We start from the raw sequence: 18,776 nt of genomic DNA on the forward strand, positions 1-18,776 counted from the left end.
GTTCACGCCTTCACTCGCATGGCACGCATCGCATTCAGTATTGCGATGACCGCTACACCTACGTCGGCGAATACTGCCGCCCACATAGTTGCGATTCCCACTGCTGCCAATAATAATATCAGAATCTTCACTCCAATTGCAAATACTATATTTTGTTTTACGATAACGAGGGTCCTTTTCGATATTTGTATCGCCTTCACGATCTTCGAAGGTTCGTCTGTCATAATCACCACATCCGCCGCTTCGATTGCCGCATCCGAACCCAAACCGCCCATGGCTATGCCGATATCTGCTCTCGCCAGTACCGGAGCGTCGTTCATACCGTCACCGACAAAAATCAGTCTGCCCTTTTCCGACTTGCTCTGGAACAGCCGTTCCACCTGATCTACTTTATCCTTCGGCAAAAGTTCCGCATGCACTTCCTCGATTCCAAGTGCTCCCGCCACATTGGCTGCCGTCTTTTTCTGATCTCCGGTGAGCATGACGATATGTTTCATACCTACCGCCTTAAGGCCTTCGATGGCCAGCTTCGCATCGGACTTGATTTCGTCCGCTATCACGATATAACCCAGATATTCCTTCTCTCTCGCCACATGAATGATGGTCCCTGCCTCATCCGGCTCCTTCATTTGAATATCCTGCCGCTCCATCCATTTGGTATTTCCCGCATAAACACGGCTGCCGTTTAATAGTGCACTGACTCCGTGCCCCGCGACTTCCTCCACCTCGCTTAGGAGCGACTTATCCACGTCCTTATGGTATGCTGCCAGCAGCGATTTTGAAATCGGATGGTTGGAATAACTCTCCGCATAAGCTGCTGTTTCCAAAAGTGCACCCTCCGCCACTCCCATTTCAGGAACCAGCTTCGTCACCGCAAAGGTGCCTTTGGTGAGCGTTCCGGTCTTATCCATCACTACGATTTCAGCGTCCGACAATGCTTCCAGGTAATTGCTGCCTTTGACGAGAATACCGGCTCTGCTGGCCCCTCCCAGACCTCCGAAGAAGCTTAAGGGAATACTGATAACTAATGCACAGGGGCAAGAGATAACGAGAAAGCTGAGCGCTCTATATATCCATATCGTAAATCCGCCGCCTAACAGGAGCGGAGGAATAAATGCCAGAAGCACCGCACAAATTACAACTACAGGAGTATAATATCTGGCGAATTTCGTAATAAAATGCTCCGCTTCCGACTTCTTGCTTCCCGCATTTTCAACAAGCTCCAATATCTTCGCTACCGTGGACTCCCCGTAGTTCTTATTTACCTTAACCTCCAACACCCCGGATAGATTTACGCATCCGCTGATTACCTCTTCACCCTCGGCTACATCTCTGGGAACACTTTCTCCGGTAAGAGCCATTGTATCCAGAGAGGAGGAGCCCTTAATAACCACACCGTCCAAAGGAATTCTCTCCCCGGGTTTAATCAATATCGTCTCTCCGATAGCCACTTCCTCGGGGCTCACTTCTTCAGCCTCACCGCCCCTTAGCACATTGGCATAATCGGGACGTATATCCATAAGCTCCGCAATGGATTTCCTTGATTTGCCTACCGCATAGGACTGAAACCATTCGCCCACTTGGTAAAACAGCATGACGGCAACCGCTTCCGGGTACTCTCCTATGAGAAAGGCTCCTACGGTGGCAATGGACATCAGGAAATTTTCATCGAATATTTGTCCGTGACCGATATTCTTCACCGCCGCCTTTACAATACTGCCTCCTATTACAAAATAAGCGATTAGAAATAACACAAGCTCTATATTTTCATTTAAATCCGGTATGATGTTGGATATCAAAATCGCAACCAGATATATGAGAGCACCTGTAACAATTCTTTTAAGCAACCTTTTTAGCTTCTTACTCATCTCTTAATCCTTCGCTTTCCTCGCATGCTGTCATTTTATACTATTTCTCTATTACTTCCACATCCGGTTCGAACTTCTTCACAATTTTCTTGATCTCCTTGGTAATGCCCGCCGCCTTCGCTTCTTCCACGTCGATTACCAGCTTCTGTGTCAAAAGGGTCACTGTGCTGCTCTTCACACCCTCCAACTTTCCTACCGCTGCCTCGATCTCACCTGCACAGTGTGCGCAGTCCAGCTCCTCCAAAATGTAAGTCTTTCTCATTTCTTCTCCTCCTAATATTTCTTAAATTATTTTTTTATTATCATTCCTCTTCGATATGGTCCAGACCTTGGCTTAAAATCGTCTTGATATGTCCATCCGCAAGGGAATAAAACACTGTTTTACCTTCTCTTCGGTTCCTTACCAGATCCATCTGCTTCAACGTACGGAGCTGGTGGGAAATTGCCGACTGAGTCATATTCAGAATCTGCGCCAAATCGCAGACGCACATCTCCGAACACATGAGGACATATAACATCTTAATTCTCGTGGAATCCGCAAACACTTTGAAAAAATCAGCCAAATCATACAGCTTATCTTCCTCGGGCATCTGCTCATTCACCTTATGGATAACATCCTTGTGAACATGGATGTAATCGCAGCCTTCTACTCTCTCCTGCTCTATCTTCATTGTACGCTTCCTCCTTTTGTTTAAATACCACTAAAGCATTTTCTTATATTTCAGGTAAAATCCCAATATATTCTCTCTATTCATATGTCTGCATACATATGAACACTTGCTCATATGTTCATTATATCAATCTTATACTATATGTCAATATGTTTCTCATATAAATTAAAAATTTTTATTAGTCTTTGAGGATAAACGAGCAGAGGACAACTCAGATATAAAATGCTGCGGACAGAAAAAAACGCTGTGTGCGATAATTCCAAGTCGCACACAGCAGCTTTTTCTACTCTATATCAAACGCTTTATTTCTCCCACAATAGCTTAGGATAATCCCCTTCTTCCTTCATCTTCTGAATGGCATTTACAACAGTCTGTTTATCTTCTTTATAAGTAACGCCGTACCAGCGGTCGTAGGATTTCAGTACCGTTACCTCCGCCTTATCCTTCTCCAGCAGTTCATTTACCACACTGGGAAGAAAATACTCGCATTTCAGCGGATTTTCTTTTAAACCTTTTTCAAGAAAAATCGGAAAGCCAGAAACAAGCTCCTTCATGAAGCTTGCGGTAAAGCCCCACATATTCATGGATACCGTACTACCCTTGGGGATTACGTGCCAGGACGCCCCCTCATCCTCCGTATACGCAGTATCTTCTCCTCTTTTTTCGATATGAGTTCTCTCCGTAATTCCCTTTAAACGGCTGTTTTCGTCGGTCTCACATACACCTCTCGCCACATGGCCGTTTTCTGTCAGCGTGTTTTCCAGAACATAGCCCACCATGGCATATCTGTATTTTCCGCCGTCCTCATGGGTAGTCAGGTAACCATAAATCTGTGCAAACGCACTCCTTCCATAATAATCGTCCGCATTGATGACGACGAAGGGGCCATCCACTACTTCGGCACAGCTAAGCACCGCATGGCCGGTTCCCCATGGCCTCTGCCTTCCCTCCGGTACCTTTGCAGGCGACGGTATATTTCCAATCTCCTGAAATACGTAAGTCACTTCCATAAAGGACTCGATACGCTTACCAATAACTTCCCTAAAATCCTTCTCATTTTCCCTCTTGATAACGAAAATCACCTTTTCAAATCCGGCCTTTACCGCATCAAATAGGGAAAAATCCATAATGATATGTCCGTTTCCATCTACGGGGTCTATCTGCTTCAGTCCTCCGTAACGGCTTCCCATGCCTGCCGCCATTATTATCAGAACGGGCTTTTTCATCTCAGTTCCTCCTCTTTCATCGCTTTTCTTTTATAAAATATAGGCTTTATTTTCCTACCTTCATAAGATATACTTTATATTATAATTTGATTATAAGTTTTTATATTGTCAATTCTTTATACTATTGTATCTCTTTTTTGTAAAAAATGCACTAATATTATTACTTTAACATTATTATCCGTTACAGTTCAGCCTTCCATACCGCGAAATCAAAATTGTATCTCTATACAATTTGCGGGGGCTGCAAGTGCAAAATGCAGTTTTATCGCATTTTGTGTGCATACATGTTGCTGTTTAGCCGAAGACTGAACTGTAACAATTATTCTATTTGCGGAGGCCAAATATGTCTTACGAAAGTATCACTTTAAAAAAAGAATTTATCATAGACAACCTCGTTTCCATCCACCACTACGAATATATGAGTGCGTTTGTTCTAAAGGAAGAAACGCATCCGTTCTGGGAACTTATCTGTGTGGACAAGGGAACCGTCAACGTAACCGTGAATCAGGAAACTCATACTCTGAACAAGGACGATATTATGTTTCTTAAGCCGGGAAAGGCTCACAGTGTGCAATCTAACGGCTCTGCAGCCCCACATTTGATTATCATCGGTTTCGAATGCGGCTCTCCTTCCATGAACTTCTTCGAGCATAAGGTATTAGAGGTCACGCCTTTAGGAAGTACGCTGCTGGGAAATATTATCCGCGAGGCCTATCTTACCTATTCCGGCCGCATGGATGACCCGACCTGTCAAGAGCTCATACGCAGGGAGGAAACTTCCATTCCCTTCGCTTCCGAACAGCTTATCCAACTCTATCTGCTGCAGTTATTAATCCAGTTAAAACGAAGCGCTGGCGTGAATAGTTCTTCCATCGCCGCTATTCCCAAGTCCTCCCGCCAAAGGGGAGAGGACGAGCTTTTTTATAAAATCGTCGCCTATATGGAGGAGAACATCAGCACCAAGCTGACAATACAACAGATATGCAAGGATAATCTGGTGGGACGCTCCCTTTTGCAGAAGATGTTCAAGGATCATACGAGCTGCGGTATCATCGATTATTTCACCATTATGAAGATAAATGCGGCCAAACAGCTTATATGCGGCCAACAAATGAACTTCTCACAGATTGCCGATAAGCTGGGATATAATTCCATCCATTATTTTTCCAGACAATTCAAGCATATCGCGGGCATGACTCCTTCCGAATATCAAGCTTCCGTCAAAGCCGGGCATGAGCCGCCCGCGTTATAGCGCCGGACCTATTTCACCGCCCGGCGGTGTCTGTCCATCCGGAGGCATCTGACCATCATCCGTCCGCTCACTACCCTGAGGTATCTGACCATCATCCGGTCGCTCACTGCCCTGAGGTACCTGACTTCCGTCCGGCCGCTCACTGCCCTGAGGCATCTGACTTCCGTCCGGCCCCTTACCCTCCCAGTTCATCTTTTCCCCTCCTCCGCCAAAGCCGCTTAGCTGTCCATTGCTTGTAGCTATGCCGGATAAAGTAATCTCTGCCGTCTGTTCACCGCAAGTCAAGGTATAGGTCCCATCTTTTAAAAGATCAGGAGTGCTTATCAGAACCGACTGATATTGTTTCTGCGGCGTAACGGATATTATCACATTGCCGTCCGCATCGGTAAGTACCGCCTCTGTTCCTGCCGAAGCTGCGGAAGTAAGGTTATTTAATAAGGAATACTGGGTGGAACTGTCCGAAAAGCCCTGCGCCATACCGGAACTACCGGTTACTACGAAGGTCCCCCCCGTAATCTGCGCGCTTCCGTTATAATCCAAGCCAGCATTTCCGTCATCTTCAGGACCGCTTATATGAGCGGTTCCTCCCGTTACATATATGGAGCCATTGCTGTCAATCCCATCCCCGCCCGCATCTATCGTAATTGTGCCGCCGTTTATAGCGATATAGCAGTTCGTATCATTTCCCATTTCTCCGCCCCTGCCAAAGCCGCCGCTCTTTTCGGTTTCTGCAGAGCTGTTACCGCTGGCCGCATTCAGTCCGTCATCCTGAACCCTAATATCTATCATACCCCCGTCAATGACTAAGGCTGTTCCTTCGATTCCTTCCTGCCCATTCAAAACGTTAATCTCTCCCCCGCAAATATATACATAGCCTTTGGTAGCATCGTCGCCGTTTTTGGACTGTATTCCATTGCCATCCGTTACCGTCAGATTAAAGGTTCCATCTTTGATCTTCACGCAATCCTTTCCGTTCAAAGCATCCTTTAACGCCGTGATATTAAGTGTCCCTCCGGTTATGATGAGGTCGTCCTTAGAAACGATTCCATGCTTATAATTTCCGGTAATATTCAATACTCCACTGCCATTAACCGTCAAATCCGCCTTGCTGAAAATAACCGCATCCACGTTGTTGTCATCGCTCTGAATGCGCTCTGCGCTATCGGTCAGCGTGTTCTCACTTCCTTCCGCTAAGGTAATGAATATCTTATCTGCATTTTTAATATATATAGGAGCATTATCTGCAGAAGAAAGTGTAACTCCGTCCAACACGAGCTGCACTTTATCGGTATCCTCTGCATCCACTACGATTTGTCCGTCCATAAGCGTTCCCGACAGCACATAGGTGCCCTCATCGCTAATTGTCACTATATTTCCCTCTGCCTTCGCCCCGTCTCCTGATACCTCGGCGCTCTCCCCTTTTAAAGCGATTAATACCGCCGTGCTCTCTTCATAACCTATGTCTAAATCTCTGGCCGTGAATTCTTTGTCCACCTCTACCTGCGATTCCGCAGACACTGATGCCGACGTCTGCACACTCGGATCGCTGTCCGAAGCTGTCTGCGTACTGGCAGCTACTTCTTCCGCTTCCTGCGTATTGCTTCCTTGTGCGTTTCCGCAGCCCGTTATAAGAGCTGCCACAAGCAAAGCTGCTGCCAAGCCTTTCAACCTTTTTCTTTTTTTATTTTTCATATTAATCCTTACCTTTCTCATTAATAGTCTTACTTTTTTCATTAATAACCCTGCCATTACCATAGTCTGCAAATTTTAAAACTGCCATTACCTTTATATTAAAGCTCTTCGCTTCCCAAGCATATTCTTCCGCAGGTTATTTCCAGGTTCCCGTTTCTGCATCGTAAATCATCGATAAATTCCTTTTCCTGCTCCTTATCCCGCAGTGCAATCCGGTACTCCAGCTTGTAAAGGCTGCCCATATTGGCAGTCTTCACTCTGATAAGTTGTGACTTCGTCGTATATTTTTCGAATAAATCATCGAATACTCCGGTATAGTCCAGGCCTTCCGGTATGGTAATCCTTAGTTCCTTGTCCTTCTTTCCCGGCTCACCAAAATCGGTGATATTGTAAAGGATGCTCACACCTCCAACAATTACCACAAAAATTATAGCTGCCGTAATATATCCGGTACCGGTGGCAAGACCTATTGCCATAGAAAGGAAAATGCTGCTGATTTCCTTGGCGCTTCCCGGTATGGAACGGAAACGCACAAGGCTGAAGGCGCCCATTACGGCTATTCCGGTTCCCAAATTTCCGTTTACCAGCATGATCACCATCTGTACCATGGCCGGAAGCAGCGCCAATGTCATAATAAAGCCTTTGCTGCTGTCGTTGTACATGCTATGTATCCAAGCGATGGCTGCCCCCAGAAGCAGGGAACAAACGATGCAGATTAAAAAGCCCTGTATGGAAAATGTATCGGTTAATATCGAGTTAAGCATATTTTATCTCTCCTTTTCGTATCGTGAATTCATTTTTCTTTCCTATATTCTGCCGGGAATACTGATAGCCCCGCCCGTATTTTGAAAAAGACACCGGATAGATGTTCAGTTCGTCCAGCATATGGGAAAGCCATAAGGGCATGGCACCCGCAATCTTGATTTCCATAAGTCTCTGTCCCTTCTTCAGCAAGGGACTGCCCCATACTCCAGCTTCCAGATGCAGTTCTTCTTCCCTCCACAATATGTCGCTGTCAAAGGTAATACGCAGTTTTGAATCCTCAATGCCGTACATGGCAATTCTATTATAAGAGATATACATGGCAGGCTGTAAATTTTTGTAAAATTTCAGAAACCAGTCGATTTCCCGGACAATTTGACTTGTCCTCGGAGCCGGAAGGTTGTCGTAAAGATAGTGTTCACTTTCTATCAGCTCCATTTCTTCTCTTCTTTTGTATACGACTCCCTTATATTTCTTCTTCAATTCCACGAATACCGGAGTACCCTCCGCAGGCGTTCCATAGCTTCTAAGCCTTAGCTTTTCCTTATATACCGGCTTCTCTAATGAGCTGCAGATCAACTGATGGTCCGGTGTATCGAAGTAGATATTGCATATTGTGGTCTTACCAAAATGGTCAATGACCATATGGCCCTCCAGCCGTTCTTTTAACAATTTATATGTATTCTCACTGAGTAAATATTTCTTTTCATACCGTTTAAAGGTTCCCTGGTATTGGCTCATCCTAATCCCTCCTATCATTTGCATGTTGCTTTTGATAGGTTCATTGTATCGCCTGTACCTAAAACGAACCTTAAACTTTACTTTAAATTTACTTAAAGTTTATTATAAATTCTGTTCGAGTACAAAATTCCAAAATACTTCCGCATTGGTAGGCAACACGTGATGTCGTTTGCGAATCATAGATAAAAAGGAAATATGTTCCGGAGCAATAATATTTAAGTATGCTAATTTACCGTTATCGGTATACCGCTTCACGGAAACAGGACTGATGGCGATTCCCATATTGGATATGATCAAAGGGATAATACTCGCAATCTGATTATATAGACACAATACATGGCAGGGTTTTGAAATTTCCAAAAACCAATTATGAATTTCGCTTTGCAAAGGCTGTCTTGAAGGAATAAATAAAGGCTCCTCACATAGCTCGTGCAATTGTATCGTCGTCTGTGCAGCCAATGGGTGGTCCTTGCTTACAACCGCTATCCAAGTTTCTTTTTTCAGGGAAACTGCTTCAAAATTCGATGAATTAAAAGGCTCGCGGATAAAGCCGATTTCGGCTATACCCTGCTCCAGCCTCTGACATATATCATTGCTGTTGCCGCACCATATATCATAGCTGATGAGAGGGTATCTCTTTTGAAAAATGGGGATAATATCGGGCAGTATACTGGCACTGCATGTCTCCGTCACGTCGATGGAAAGAAATCCTTTTACGGTTTGCTCTCCCATTTGCGTTAGCTGCTGGGTCGTATGATTGGCCATATTTAAAATATGTTCTGCCTGCTGCGCCAAGTATTTACCTTCTTCGGTCAACTGAATCTTACGCTTTCCGCGAATGAACAGAGAAACGCCCAGCTCCGCCTCAAGCTGTGCCAGCTGACGGCTTAAAGGAGGCTGAGAAATATTCAGTTTCCTGGCCGCGTGTGTAATATTTAATTCCTGAGCCACAGTAAGAAAATATTGTAATGTTCTTAATTCCATATTTATAATACCTTTCAAGTATGATATAGGATATATTATATGTATTTTAGATAATCAAGTCAATGTGCTATTCTATTGTGCGTAGTATACTGTTCACAGTTTGGTCTTCCGCTAAACTGTAACATAGAAGGCCGGATAGTAACGATTCCTGCACAGAAATACCATCTCACTGTATTTCGTATTTACAGGCTATGAGAAAGGCATGGTTATCATTATGATTAAATGGATCAGAAATGAAATAGATTTACTTTTACATTATAATATGTCGATGGTCGGCGGTTTCTTAGGCGCGTACGCCTTATTGGAAAGAGGGGGGAATTTCGGTTCCTCACAAACTTCGAATATGATATATTTAATGGTCGGCTGGCTTCATGGAAGCGTGAGCGAAATACTAATTCACACATTCTCTTTGCTTATCTACATCATTACGTTGATCATCGCTTTCCTTCTGCCGAAATATGTTAAGACCGATATGCGCTGCATTTGTATCGTTGCGGAAGTGACAGGCGCTTTATTTACAGGCTTTTTGCCTGCCAAAATAAATCCTATCGTCGCCCTTTATCCGATCTTTGCGATGACCGGCTTACAATGGGGGACCTTCAGCGGCGCAAAGGGATATGCCAGCTCCACCATTTTCTCCACCAACAATTTAAGGCAGACCGTTTATTCCTTCACAGAATATTGCCGTACAAAGGAATCAGCAGAACTGCAAAAATTTAAATTTTTTATGTTAACCCTTATTTTCTATCATTCAGGTGTCGTCATTGGATTTATTTCAGTAGTTAACTGGCATGTAACAGGGATTTGGATGTGCATCGCTCCGCTTATTACTGCATTTACTTTATTGACCGCCGCAACGGCGGCGCAGCGCAGAACAGATTTTGAAAACCTCGCTCAAAAATCTTGACTTCCCTTCTATTTAAAGCAATACTATGGATAGTACCAATAACCATATAAGGAGACAAATTATGTATGAAGCATCATCTTCACGCTATCAATCTATGACCTATTCTCATTGCGGCGGCAGCGGCCTGCAATTGCCGGCTATTTCTCTCGGCCTTTGGCACAACTTCGGAGATACCGCTTCCTATGAAAATATGAAGCAGTTATGCTTTACCGCCTTCGATAACGGCATCACCCATTTCGATTTGGCAAACAACTACGGCCCTGCTCCGGGCAGCGCTGAAAAGAATCTGGGAATTCTGCTGGAAGAACATTTCAAGACATACCGGGATGAGCTGATCATCAGTACGAAGGCCGGCTATGATATGTGGGAGGGCCCTTACGGTAACTGGGGCAGCCGTAAATATCTCATCGCCAGTCTGGACCAGAGCCTAAGGCGTATGGGATTGGATTATGTAGATATTTTCTATCATCACCGCATGGATCCCGACACTCCCTTGGAAGAGACTATGGGGGCACTGGCACAGTGTGTAACAAGCGGCAAAGCGCTGTATGTAGGACTTTCCAACTATGACGGAGAAACCTTAAAAAAGGCTTCCGCTATATTGGATGAACTGCACTGTCCATTCATCATCAATCAAAACAGGTATTCTATCTTCGACCGTTCTATCGAGGAAAATGGCCTGAAAAAGACCGCCGTAAAGCTGAAAAAAGGAATTATCGCATTCAGCCCTTTAGCTCAGGGCATGCTCACCGACCGGTATTTGAATGGCATCCCGCAGGACAGCCGTATTATGACCGACGGACGCTTCTTGACAGGCTCCTCTTTGACCGGGGAGAAGCTGGCGCAGATACAAAAGCTTAATGAAATGGCGAAAGACAGGGGACAGACCTTGGCAGAAATGGCATTGAGCTGGATCCTTCGCGACGGCATGGTAACCAGTGTTCTGATTGGCGCATCCAAACCGTCGCAGATTCTCGATAATATCAAAGCCTTGGCAAATACGTCCTTTACAACGGACGAGCTTGAGCAAATCGATAATATTATAAAGTTACAGTAAATCTTATGGAGCGCCCATCATCGCTTTTGGCTCCTATTTTTCCATGATGGGCCTCCACAATAGACTTGGCGATGGACAGTCCTATGCCGTAGCCGCCGGTCTCTCTGGAACGGGAGCCGTCCGCCCGATAAAAACGGTCGAACAGCTTATCAAGATTCTTCGTATCCAGTTCAAGCACAGTATTGTATACCTCCAGCTTCACTCCTTTTCTTGCTGCCGACAGAGTGACCCTTACCGTGCCGCCTTCGTCAGAATATTTCATGGCATTATCTACCAGAGTGGAGACTAACTGCTGGATGCTGTTCTCATCTCCGTGGAACATAAGTCCGGGCTGGATATCCATTCGAAAGTTCTTACTTTGCATCTCCGCTACTGGTCGGAAGGAGCCTGCGATTTCTTCTACGGTTATGCTTAAGTTCATATCTACAAGCGCCAGCTTCAGATTGTCCTCCTCCATCCTTGAAAGCATGAGCAGGTTTTTCACCAGCTTATCCAGTCTGCACGTCTGGTTGCGGATACTGGTAATCCATTCGCTGCTTCCTCCTGTCAACTCCAACACATCCGCATTCGCCGATATAATCGCTATAGGTGTCTTTATCTCGTGCCCTGCATCCGTAATAAATTGTTTCTGCTTCTTAGCATTTTCAATAATAGGCTTAATAGCACGTCTGGAAAATACAGATACCAGGAGGAACATGAGAACGAGGGTTATAACTGCTACCCCGCAGGAATTGAGCAAGAATTTCGTTGCGGTAGAAATCTGTTCCCTGCAAAACACAAAAATCAGCATATACCCATCTGAATTCCGAACGAGAGAATATTTGTAATCGTCCGTATAACCGCTTTCTTTACTGAAGGAGAGTACCTTAGCGGCATAGTTCATCGCGGCCTCAGAAGATATGGCGATATGGCTCGTATCAATTTCCATAATATCCCCATCTTCTCCTATTTTCACAACAAAATATCTGGTTGCGAACTGTGTCTCCTCGTTCATTTCGAAATCAGAACGAAAACCACCCTTCGGAGGGTCCTTTTTTTCGAACTTAGGGAACTTCCCTTGGTTCTGCGATAAAATATCGATTGCCCCGTTCAGACGCTGCTGCATCTGGTACACATTGATTCCGTTAATGGTACCGATTAAGAGCATCATTACCAAAAGCAGCGAGCCCATGGTAATCATAATGAATTTTCTCTGTAATTTCTTAATCATCGCTTTCCTCCAGGGTGTAGCCTACGCTCCTTACCGCTTTGATTTTCACATTGGCATCCAGGGAAGTAAGTTTTTTGCGCAAGTAGGAAATATATACCCATACCACATTGATTTCAGCTTCGGCATCGTATCCCCATATTCGTTCCATGAACTGTTCCGTAGAAATCATGCGCTTGGGATTTACCATCAGCATCTCCATCATCTGAAATTCCTTATTCCCAAGTCTTAACGCAGACTCCCCGTTGGACAGCTCATAATTTTCCTTGTTCAGCCTGATATTTCCCGCCTCTATCATATTCGGTGTAAATTCCGCCTTTCTCCTTCCCATTGCACGTATTCTGGCTAACAGTTCTCCCATGGCAAAAGGCTTGCTCAAGTAATCGTCCGCACCCTTATCTAACCCCAAAATCCGGTCCTCTATTTCCGTTTTGGCGGTCAACATCAGAACGGGAGTATGAATTCCCTGCTGTCTTAGCTGCTCCAGCACCTGAATGCCATCCATTCCCGGCATCATAATATCCAGCACAATTACATCGTAATTCTCCGACAGTCCGTAATCCAGAGCATCAACTCCGTTATATACCGGGTCCACGGAATAGTTGTTATGCTTTAAAATCGCCACAAGGGCATTCGATAATTCTTTTTCGTCCTCAGCCAGCAAGATTCTCATATGCACTCTCTCCCTCCGTATCATCCGTTTTCATCATCATATCCCATATAGTCCAAAAACTCAAATCCCATATAATCCTTTTCCTTTAGAACAAAAGTGTGCTCCTCACACTCTCGCAGCAAAATACTTTGGCTGCACAGCTTTTGTTCCGCGCGCATCTATAGTTTCTGTAATAGGAAGCAATACTTTCACACATTAAAGCAATATTTTTTTCTATGATATAAAAAATTATACCAAAGGTACCTTAAACAAACCTTAAAGAAGCTCAAGGCACACATTGTCTACGGAGCGTAGATTGTACTTTTTCAAATTATTGTTTATACTTTGCAGGTAGGTATTTATCAGCTTTATAAGAATTGAAAGGAGCATTGTTTTAAAATGAATTCAGAAAAAAGAAAACTTCTTCTTGAAGAATATAAAAATAGACATCCTGAAATGGGAGTCATCTCTTATCGCTGCATAACAACCGATGAAAGCTTTTTAGGCATTTCCAAGGATACAAGAGCAGACTTTAATAGTACCAATGCCAAGCTGTCCACCAATTTTCATCCTAACAAGCGCCTGCTTCAGCTATGGAATCAGTATGGACCGGAAGGGTTCGAATTATCTGTTATAAAGGTATTAAAATATGATAATCCGGCCGACAACCATACCTCTGAGCTTGAAAAGCTGCGTCAGGAATGTTTTGAAGAGAATAAAAACGCGACGGCACTTTGGCGGTAAGAGGAATAGGACGAACAAAAGTGTGTTTCGCCCACGCTCACAGCCAAATACTTCGGCAGCACAGCTTTTGCTTGGCGCGCGTAGCTGTGAATGTATTGCCTTCCTTATGATAGAAAAAAGACGGACAGCATATCAATCAAGCTGTACCGCCTTTTTAAATTTGGATGATTTATCTGTTGGTGACTTTCTTTGCTAACTCTCCGCCGAGCATAGGAACCAATGCCAGAACCAACGAAACGATTATTTCGTCAAATGAAAGCATTACAGTGCCAAAAATAGGGTTGAATAGCGGTATATAAATACTTGCCAGCAAAAATGCCAAGGAGGCAATTACACATTTATTGAGATAGCTATTCTCAAAAATACGCATCTTGAAGATAGAAACCTTCTCGGAACGAGAGGAATAAGCACGAAGCAGTTCACCTAAAACTAAGGTAAGGAAGCAAGCGGTACGCGCTGCATCAATATCCTGATGCGCAAAGTATCCATAGGAAAATGCTCCCAGCGTACCGATAGCCAAAGCAATACTCTGAATTCCAACAGCAATCGCCATTCGCTTGTCTACGATAGGCTCGGAAGGATCTCTGGGGTGACGGTCCATCACACCGGGTTCTTCTTTTTCCATACCGAGAGCAAAAGCCGGGAACGCGTCCGTAATTAAGTTAACAGAAAGAAGCTGTATCGCCACAAGCGGTACTGGCATGCCCGCAATCATGGCGATGAAAATAACGAGGATCTCACCGATGTTACAAGAGAGCAAAAAGCCTACAACCTTACGTATGTTGCTATAGATGGTACGTCCTTCAGCAACTGCTCTTACAATGCTTGCAAAGTTATCGTCCGTCAGAATCATATCTGCGGCTTCCTTCGATACATCGGTACCGGTAATACCCATGGCAACACCGATGTCGGCATGTTTTAAGGAAGGAGCATCGTTCACACCATCGCCGGTCATGGCTGCGATATCGCCGTTAGCTCTGACAGCGTCAACTAAGCGTACCTTATGTTCCGGTGAAACGCGAGCGAATACATTGACGGTCTTCACACGCTCTCTAAGCTGTTCGTCGTCCATCTCGGAAATCTCACGTCCCTCCACAGCAACAGCGCCTTCTTCAACGATGCCGAGCTGACGGCCGATTGCGGTAGCTGTGATTTTATGGTCCCCGGTAATCATTTTTACCTGAATGCCGGCTTTTTTACAAACACTGATCGCATCCTTTGCTTCTTCTCTGGGCGGGTCGATCATTCCTACAAGACCAACAAAAGTCAAATCGTTCTCCGCTTCGAAGGAAGCATCCACTTGCTCTACCTGCTTGTATGCTGCTCCGATAACACGAAGTGCCTCCTCCGCAAAATTCTGATTTGCCGCAAGAATTTCCTGACGATTCTCTTCCGTCATCTCCTGAACGGTTCCGTTCAAATCGATGGAAACACAGCGGCGAAGCAGTTCATCGGGTGCACCCTTGGTATACATCACCGTCTTGCCTTCTATCTTATGGAATGTAGACATCAGCTTTCTATCGGAATCGAAAGGAATCTCCTGAAGGCGAGGATATTTTTTATCCCACTGATCCTTTACCATTCCTGCCTTGTGCGAGAGCACTACCATCGCACCTTCCGTAGGATCGCCTACAATAGTTTCTTTTTCAGAGTCATAAATCGCATCGTTACATAACAAAACGCATTCCAGAATCTTCTGTACCGCCTCCGCTTTCTTATTACCGGAAGCATCAAGAATATCTCCGGCGGGACTGTAGCCCGTGCCGCTTACGTCGTACATCTTTTTGCCATCATAAATCTTCTGAATAGTCATCTTATTCTGGGTTAGCGTACCCGTCTTGTCCGAACAGATGACAGTGGTGCTTCCCAGCGTCTCAACAGCGCTCAGACGCTTAATTATCGCATTGCATTTTACCATCCTTTGCATACCCATAGCTAAAACTACGGTAACAACTACGGTAAGTCCTTCCGGAATCGCCGCAACTGCCAAGGATACAGATGTCATAAATATATCAAAAAGTTCCATTCCACGAAGCCAGCCGAGCAGAAAAATAATCCCGCAAATCGACAGGCAGACAATACCTAACAGTTTACCAAGGCTGTCCAGCTTCTTTTGCAGCGGGGTAGCCTCGTCGCTGCTGCTGTTGAGCATACCTGCGATATTTCCCATCTGGGTCTTCATTCCGGTGTCAGTGATAACACCCTTTCCTCGCCCATATGTTATTACGGTGCCCATATAGGCACTATTGATGCGATCCCCTAAGCCCGCATCCTCGGGTAGAACTAATTTTGCATCTTTTTCCACCGGGACCGATTCACCGGTCAGGGCAGCTTCATCGATTTTCAGGTTGATGGATTCCACCAGACGCAGGTCGGCTGGTATATAGTCGCCTGCCTCCAAAATAACCACATCACCGGGAACCACTTCATGAGAGGCAATCTCAACGACTTGACCGTCACGCAGTGCCTTTGCATGCGGACTTGCCATTTCTTTTAGTGCCTTTAGCGCGTTACTGGCTTTGTTTTCCTGATATACACCAAGAAAAGTGTTGAGTACAACAATTGCCAGAATAACGATGCCTTCCAATTCTTCTCCAAGAAGAATTGAAATCACTGCAGCAACAATCAGAATCAGGACTAAAAAATCTTTAAGCTGATCCAGAGCCATTGCCAGAATGGACTTTTCTTTGCCGCCTTCCAGACGGTTTGGTCCGTATTTCTGATTGCGCTCCGTGGCTTCCTTACCGGAAAGGCCGGTGGACAGATCGACTTGTAGGTCTTCCGCGGTCTCTGAGGCGGATAGGTTAAAATACTTCTTCACAGCATACCTCCATAATTTTATTTTTAGGTTATAGGATATAATATTGAACTGCATTCTATCAGCTTTTTATTATATCCATTTGCTACAGAAAATAGCATATCATATTTAGTAAAATACCGATAGTACTTTTCTTTTAGATAATAATTTTTTAATTTTTTTATCGTACATTAATAGAAACCACTCATGCAGACAAGCAGCTCGTCCCCATTATGGACGATTGATTCCGATGTTTAAGGAAAACTGTCAAAGACTATCAATAAATTGCAACAAAAGTGTGCTTCGCACACTCTCGCAGCCAAGCACTTGGGCAGCACAGCCTTTGCTTGGCGGGCGTAGCTGCGCATCCATTGCTTCTGTAATAGACGTATTTTCGTATTACATAAGAAGAGAACGAGACGCCTGTGAACAGACGCCCCGTTTCTATGATTTGATTCATTCAAAGCAGTGTCGCCATTTTGAAATTATACTATTGGAAAGGTCGTTTTATGAACCTTTCTTAGGAAATTCCAAGGCCGGCACTTGCATAACCCGCGATAGCGGCAGCCAGATCAAGACCCGCCGTAACCCCCGCAGAGAATATTAAGAGTAATCTGGTTCCTGCAACAACAGGAATGTTTAATCCCGTAGTAATACCGCTGCTAATATCACCGATCGAAATTAACCCTGTGAGAGGAGGTGCCAGCGTGACTACTGCACCCGGTACTGCGACAAAGGTATCATTCGGCGTGGTGGACTGGAATAACTGAGCCGTTACAGTAACAGTAGATCCAATTAAGCTAAGACCAGCACTAATGCTTAAATACGCCGCCAAGGAGGTAATAACTCCGTCCCTGGGCACTGAGAAAGCCAAGTTTGTCAGTCCAAGCAGACTGATTGTTCCGCTGGCAGCGGAAATACCAGGAAGATTAAGACCAAATCCAATTGCACTGGAAGTATTAAGCAATCCTCCGAGTACAGTAGTCAAAGCAACCGGCGTACCTGATGCAAACGGAATAATTGCTCCATTACCTGCTGCTCCAGTCGGTCCTGTTGCTCCCGTTGCTCCCGTAGGGCCCGTTGCTCCGGCTGCCCCGTCTGCTCCCGTTGCTCCGGTTGCTCCCGTAGGACCCGTTGCTCCGGCTGCCCCGTCTGCTCCGGTTGCTCCCGTAGGACCCGTTGCTCCCGTTGCTCCCGTAGGACCCGTTGCTCCGGCTGCCCCGTCTGCTCCCGTTGCTCCCGTTGCTCCCGTAGGACCCGTTGCTCCCGTTGCTCCGGTTGCTCCCGTAGGGCCCGTTGCTCCGGCTGCCCCGTCTGCTCCAGTTGCTCCCGTAGGACCCGTTGCTCCCGTTGCTCCCGTAGGGCCCGTTGCTCCCGCTGCCCCGTCTGCTCCGGTTGCTCCCGTAGGACCCGTTGCTCCCGTTGCTCCGGTTGCTCCCGTAGGGCCCGTTGCTCCCGCTGCCCCGTCTGCTCCAGTTGCTCCCGTAGGACCCGTTGCTCCGGCTGCCCCATCTGCTCCTGTCGCTCCCGTAGGACCGGTCGCTCCGGTTACTCCATTTGCTCCCGTAGGACCCGTTGCTCCTGTCACTCCGCTTGCTCCCGTAGGGCCCGTTGCTCCTGTCACTCCGCTTGCTCCCGTAGGGCCGGTTGCTCCGGTTACTCCCGTAGGACCCGTTGCTCCGACTGCCCCAGTTGCTCCCGTAGGGCCGGTTGCTCCGGTTACTCCGCTTGCTCCCGTAGGTCCGGTTGCCCCGGTTACTCCGCTTGCTCCCGTAGGGCCCGTTGCTCCGACTGCCCCAGTTGCTCCCGTAGGGCCGGTTGCTCCCGTTGCTCCGGTTACTCCTGTTGCTCCCGTGGGGCCGGTCGCTCCGGTCGCTCCCGTAGGGCCGGTGGGGCCGGTCGGGCCTTCCCCAGAGGAAGCATTAAGAGCTCTTTCCATTTTTGCCTTTAAAATTATCTGATTCTGAAAAGTACTATCTAATACCTCTCTAACATTTTGATTTACTTCTAAAATTTCATCAATACTCGCATTTGGGCCCGTTATACCCGGCAAAGTGCCCAAAGCATATTGAATTTTTTCACCTTCCGCATTAATAATATGACTTAATCCCAGCTCCTCCATAGCAATGGAGGTCAAAATAAAGTTGATGGCGTCCTCTCTACTAATTGGAGGACTTATTTCCGGAAACCTTGGTAGTGACATGCTTTATCTCCTT

At 45.7% G+C, this 18,776-nt stretch carries 17 protein-coding genes; 4 read left to right on the forward strand and 13 right to left on the reverse strand.

What is annotated here, in order from left to right; genetic code table 11:
- Nucleotides 1-2: 2 nt before the first annotated feature.
- The 4 genes from CC90_RS0120865 to CC90_RS0120880 all read right to left on the reverse strand — a co-directional run bounded on the left by CC90_RS0120865 (nt 3) and on the right by CC90_RS0120880 (nt 3,765).
- A complete protein-coding gene (locus CC90_RS0120865; protein WP_031392654.1) occupies nt 3-1,868 on the reverse strand; it encodes a heavy metal translocating P-type ATPase in 1,866 nt (621 codons plus the stop codon).
- Between the two features lie 40 nt (nt 1,869-1,908).
- A complete protein-coding gene (locus CC90_RS0120870; protein ID WP_031392655.1) occupies nt 1,909-2,130 on the reverse strand; it encodes a cation transporter in 222 nt (73 codons plus the stop codon).
- A 40-nt stretch (nt 2,131-2,170) separates the two neighbouring features.
- A complete protein-coding gene (locus tag CC90_RS0120875; RefSeq protein WP_031392656.1) occupies nt 2,171-2,539 on the reverse strand; it encodes an ArsR/SmtB family transcription factor in 369 nt (122 codons plus the stop codon).
- Nucleotides 2,540-2,841: 302 nt separating this feature from the next.
- A complete protein-coding gene (locus CC90_RS0120880) occupies nt 2,842-3,765 on the reverse strand; it encodes a nucleotidyltransferase family protein (protein ID WP_031392657.1) in 924 nt (307 codons plus the stop codon).
- Nucleotides 3,766-4,108: 343 nt separating this feature from the next.
- Here CC90_RS0120880 and CC90_RS0120885 point away from each other — a divergent pair, with 343 nt between their 5' ends.
- Entirely contained in the window at nt 4,109-5,017 is a 909-nt protein-coding gene (locus tag CC90_RS0120885) for an AraC family transcriptional regulator (protein WP_031392658.1), read from the forward strand.
- Here the strand turns inward: CC90_RS0120885 and CC90_RS22745 are convergent.
- The 4 genes from CC90_RS22745 to CC90_RS0120905 all read right to left on the reverse strand — a co-directional run bounded on the left by CC90_RS22745 (nt 5,012) and on the right by CC90_RS0120905 (nt 9,196).
- On the reverse strand, nt 5,012-6,751 hold the full coding sequence (locus tag CC90_RS22745) for a carbohydrate-binding domain-containing protein (RefSeq protein WP_051869929.1): 1,740 nt from the start codon (nt 6,749-6,751) through the stop codon (nt 5,012-5,014). The genes CC90_RS0120885 and CC90_RS22745 overlap by 6 nt on opposite strands.
- A 56-nt stretch (nt 6,752-6,807) precedes the next feature.
- Nucleotides 6,808-7,473: a DUF4956 domain-containing protein gene (locus CC90_RS0120895; RefSeq protein WP_031392660.1), complete on the reverse strand. Its 666-nt coding sequence runs from the start codon at nt 7,471-7,473 to the stop codon at nt 6,808-6,810.
- Complete coding sequence (locus CC90_RS0120900; RefSeq protein WP_051869931.1) at nt 7,466-8,212, reverse strand: polyphosphate polymerase domain-containing protein; 747 nt, start codon at nt 8,210-8,212, stop codon at nt 7,466-7,468. Before CC90_RS0120900 ends, CC90_RS0120895 begins: the two co-directional genes overlap by 8 nt.
- Nucleotides 8,213-8,314: 102 nt before the next feature.
- Complete coding sequence (locus CC90_RS0120905; RefSeq protein WP_031392662.1) at nt 8,315-9,196, reverse strand: LysR family transcriptional regulator; 882 nt, start codon at nt 9,194-9,196, stop codon at nt 8,315-8,317.
- Nucleotides 9,197-9,398: 202 nt separating this feature from the next.
- Between CC90_RS0120905 and CC90_RS0120910 the strand changes: the two genes are divergently transcribed.
- Entirely contained in the window at nt 9,399-10,103 is a 705-nt protein-coding gene (locus CC90_RS0120910) for a YoaK family protein (RefSeq protein ID WP_108702675.1), read from the forward strand.
- Between the two features lie 61 nt (nt 10,104-10,164).
- Nucleotides 10,165-11,160 carry an aldo/keto reductase gene (locus CC90_RS0120915; protein ID WP_031392664.1) on the forward strand — a complete coding sequence of 332 codons (996 nt, stop codon included), beginning with the start codon at nt 10,165-10,167 and terminating at the stop codon, nt 11,158-11,160.
- Here CC90_RS0120915 and CC90_RS0120920 read toward each other — a convergent pair.
- Genes CC90_RS0120920 through CC90_RS24290 form a run of 3 tightly spaced genes read right to left on the reverse strand, consistent with a single transcriptional unit; the run spans nt 11,144 to nt 13,198 of the window.
- The gene (locus CC90_RS0120920; protein ID WP_031392665.1) at nt 11,144-12,370 is read right to left on the reverse strand and encodes a sensor histidine kinase; all 1,227 of its coding nucleotides are present in this window, start codon (nt 12,368-12,370) and stop codon (nt 11,144-11,146) included. The two genes, CC90_RS0120915 and CC90_RS0120920, sit on opposite strands and share 17 nt — an antisense overlap.
- Entirely contained in the window at nt 12,363-13,040 is a 678-nt protein-coding gene (locus CC90_RS0120925; protein WP_031392666.1) for a response regulator transcription factor, read from the reverse strand. The genes CC90_RS0120920 and CC90_RS0120925 overlap by 8 nt, the downstream gene beginning before the upstream one ends.
- A 20-nt stretch (nt 13,041-13,060) precedes the next feature.
- A complete protein-coding gene (locus tag CC90_RS24290; RefSeq protein ID WP_157837574.1) occupies nt 13,061-13,198 on the reverse strand; it encodes a hypothetical protein in 138 nt (45 codons plus the stop codon).
- A 220-nt stretch (nt 13,199-13,418) separates the two neighbouring features.
- Here CC90_RS24290 and CC90_RS0120935 point away from each other — a divergent pair, with 220 nt between their 5' ends.
- Nucleotides 13,419-13,763, forward strand: coding sequence for a GIY-YIG nuclease family protein (locus CC90_RS0120935; protein ID WP_031392667.1), 345 nt, complete (start codon nt 13,419-13,421; stop codon nt 13,761-13,763).
- A 169-nt stretch (nt 13,764-13,932) separates the two neighbouring features.
- Here the strand turns inward: CC90_RS0120935 and CC90_RS0120940 are convergent, their stop codons facing one another.
- Nucleotides 13,933-16,584 (reverse strand): calcium-translocating P-type ATPase, PMCA-type, encoded by a 2,652-nt coding sequence (locus tag CC90_RS0120940; protein ID WP_035316008.1) that lies wholly within the window; start codon nt 16,582-16,584, stop codon nt 13,933-13,935.
- Nucleotides 16,585-17,080: 496 nt separating this feature from the next.
- Nucleotides 17,081-18,763 (reverse strand): exosporium glycoprotein BclB-related protein, encoded by a 1,683-nt coding sequence (locus CC90_RS0120945; RefSeq protein WP_051869933.1) that lies wholly within the window; start codon nt 18,761-18,763, stop codon nt 17,081-17,083.
- Between the last annotated feature and the right edge of the window lie 13 nt (nt 18,764-18,776).

This window comes from Kineothrix alysoides (assembly GCF_000732725.1).
GTDB classification, from domain to species: domain Bacteria; phylum Bacillota; class Clostridia; order Lachnospirales; family Lachnospiraceae; genus Kineothrix; species Kineothrix alysoides.

Coding starts and splice junctions, on each gene's coding strand:
- CC90_RS24290 (WP_157837574.1), bottom strand. CDS start 13,198: ATGCGCGCGGAACAAAAGCTGTGCAGCCAAAGTATTTTGCTGCGAGAG.
- CC90_RS0120920 (WP_031392665.1), bottom strand. CDS start 12,370: ATGATTAAGAAATTACAGAGAAAATTCATTATGATTACCATGGGCTCG.
- CC90_RS0120880 (WP_031392657.1), bottom strand. CDS start 3,765: ATGAAAAAGCCCGTTCTGATAATAATGGCGGCAGGCATGGGAAGCCGT.
- CC90_RS0120875 (WP_031392656.1), bottom strand. CDS start 2,539: ATGAAGATAGAGCAGGAGAGAGTAGAAGGCTGCGATTACATCCATGTT.
- CC90_RS0120870 (WP_031392655.1), bottom strand. CDS start 2,130: ATGAGAAAGACTTACATTTTGGAGGAGCTGGACTGCGCACACTGTGCA.
- CC90_RS0120905 (WP_031392662.1), bottom strand. CDS start 9,196: ATGGAATTAAGAACATTACAATATTTTCTTACTGTGGCTCAGGAATTA.
- CC90_RS0120865 (WP_031392654.1), bottom strand. CDS start 1,868: ATGAGTAAGAAGCTAAAAAGGTTGCTTAAAAGAATTGTTACAGGTGCT.
- CC90_RS22745 (WP_051869929.1), bottom strand. CDS start 6,751: ATGAAAAAAGTAAGACTATTAATGAGAAAGGTAAGGATTAATATGAAA.
- CC90_RS0120945 (WP_051869933.1), bottom strand. CDS start 18,763: ATGTCACTACCAAGGTTTCCGGAAATAAGTCCTCCAATTAGTAGAGAG.
- CC90_RS0120925 (WP_031392666.1), bottom strand. CDS start 13,040: ATGAGAATCTTGCTGGCTGAGGACGAAAAAGAATTATCGAATGCCCTT.
- CC90_RS0120910 (WP_108702675.1), top strand. CDS start 9,399: ATGGTTATCATTATGATTAAATGGATCAGAAATGAAATAGATTTACTT.
- CC90_RS0120935 (WP_031392667.1), top strand. CDS start 13,419: ATGAATTCAGAAAAAAGAAAACTTCTTCTTGAAGAATATAAAAATAGA.
- CC90_RS0120900 (WP_051869931.1), bottom strand. CDS start 8,212: ATGAGCCAATACCAGGGAACCTTTAAACGGTATGAAAAGAAATATTTA.
- CC90_RS0120895 (WP_031392660.1), bottom strand. CDS start 7,473: ATGCTTAACTCGATATTAACCGATACATTTTCCATACAGGGCTTTTTA.
- CC90_RS0120885 (WP_031392658.1), top strand. CDS start 4,109: ATGTCTTACGAAAGTATCACTTTAAAAAAAGAATTTATCATAGACAAC.
- CC90_RS0120915 (WP_031392664.1), top strand. CDS start 10,165: ATGTATGAAGCATCATCTTCACGCTATCAATCTATGACCTATTCTCAT.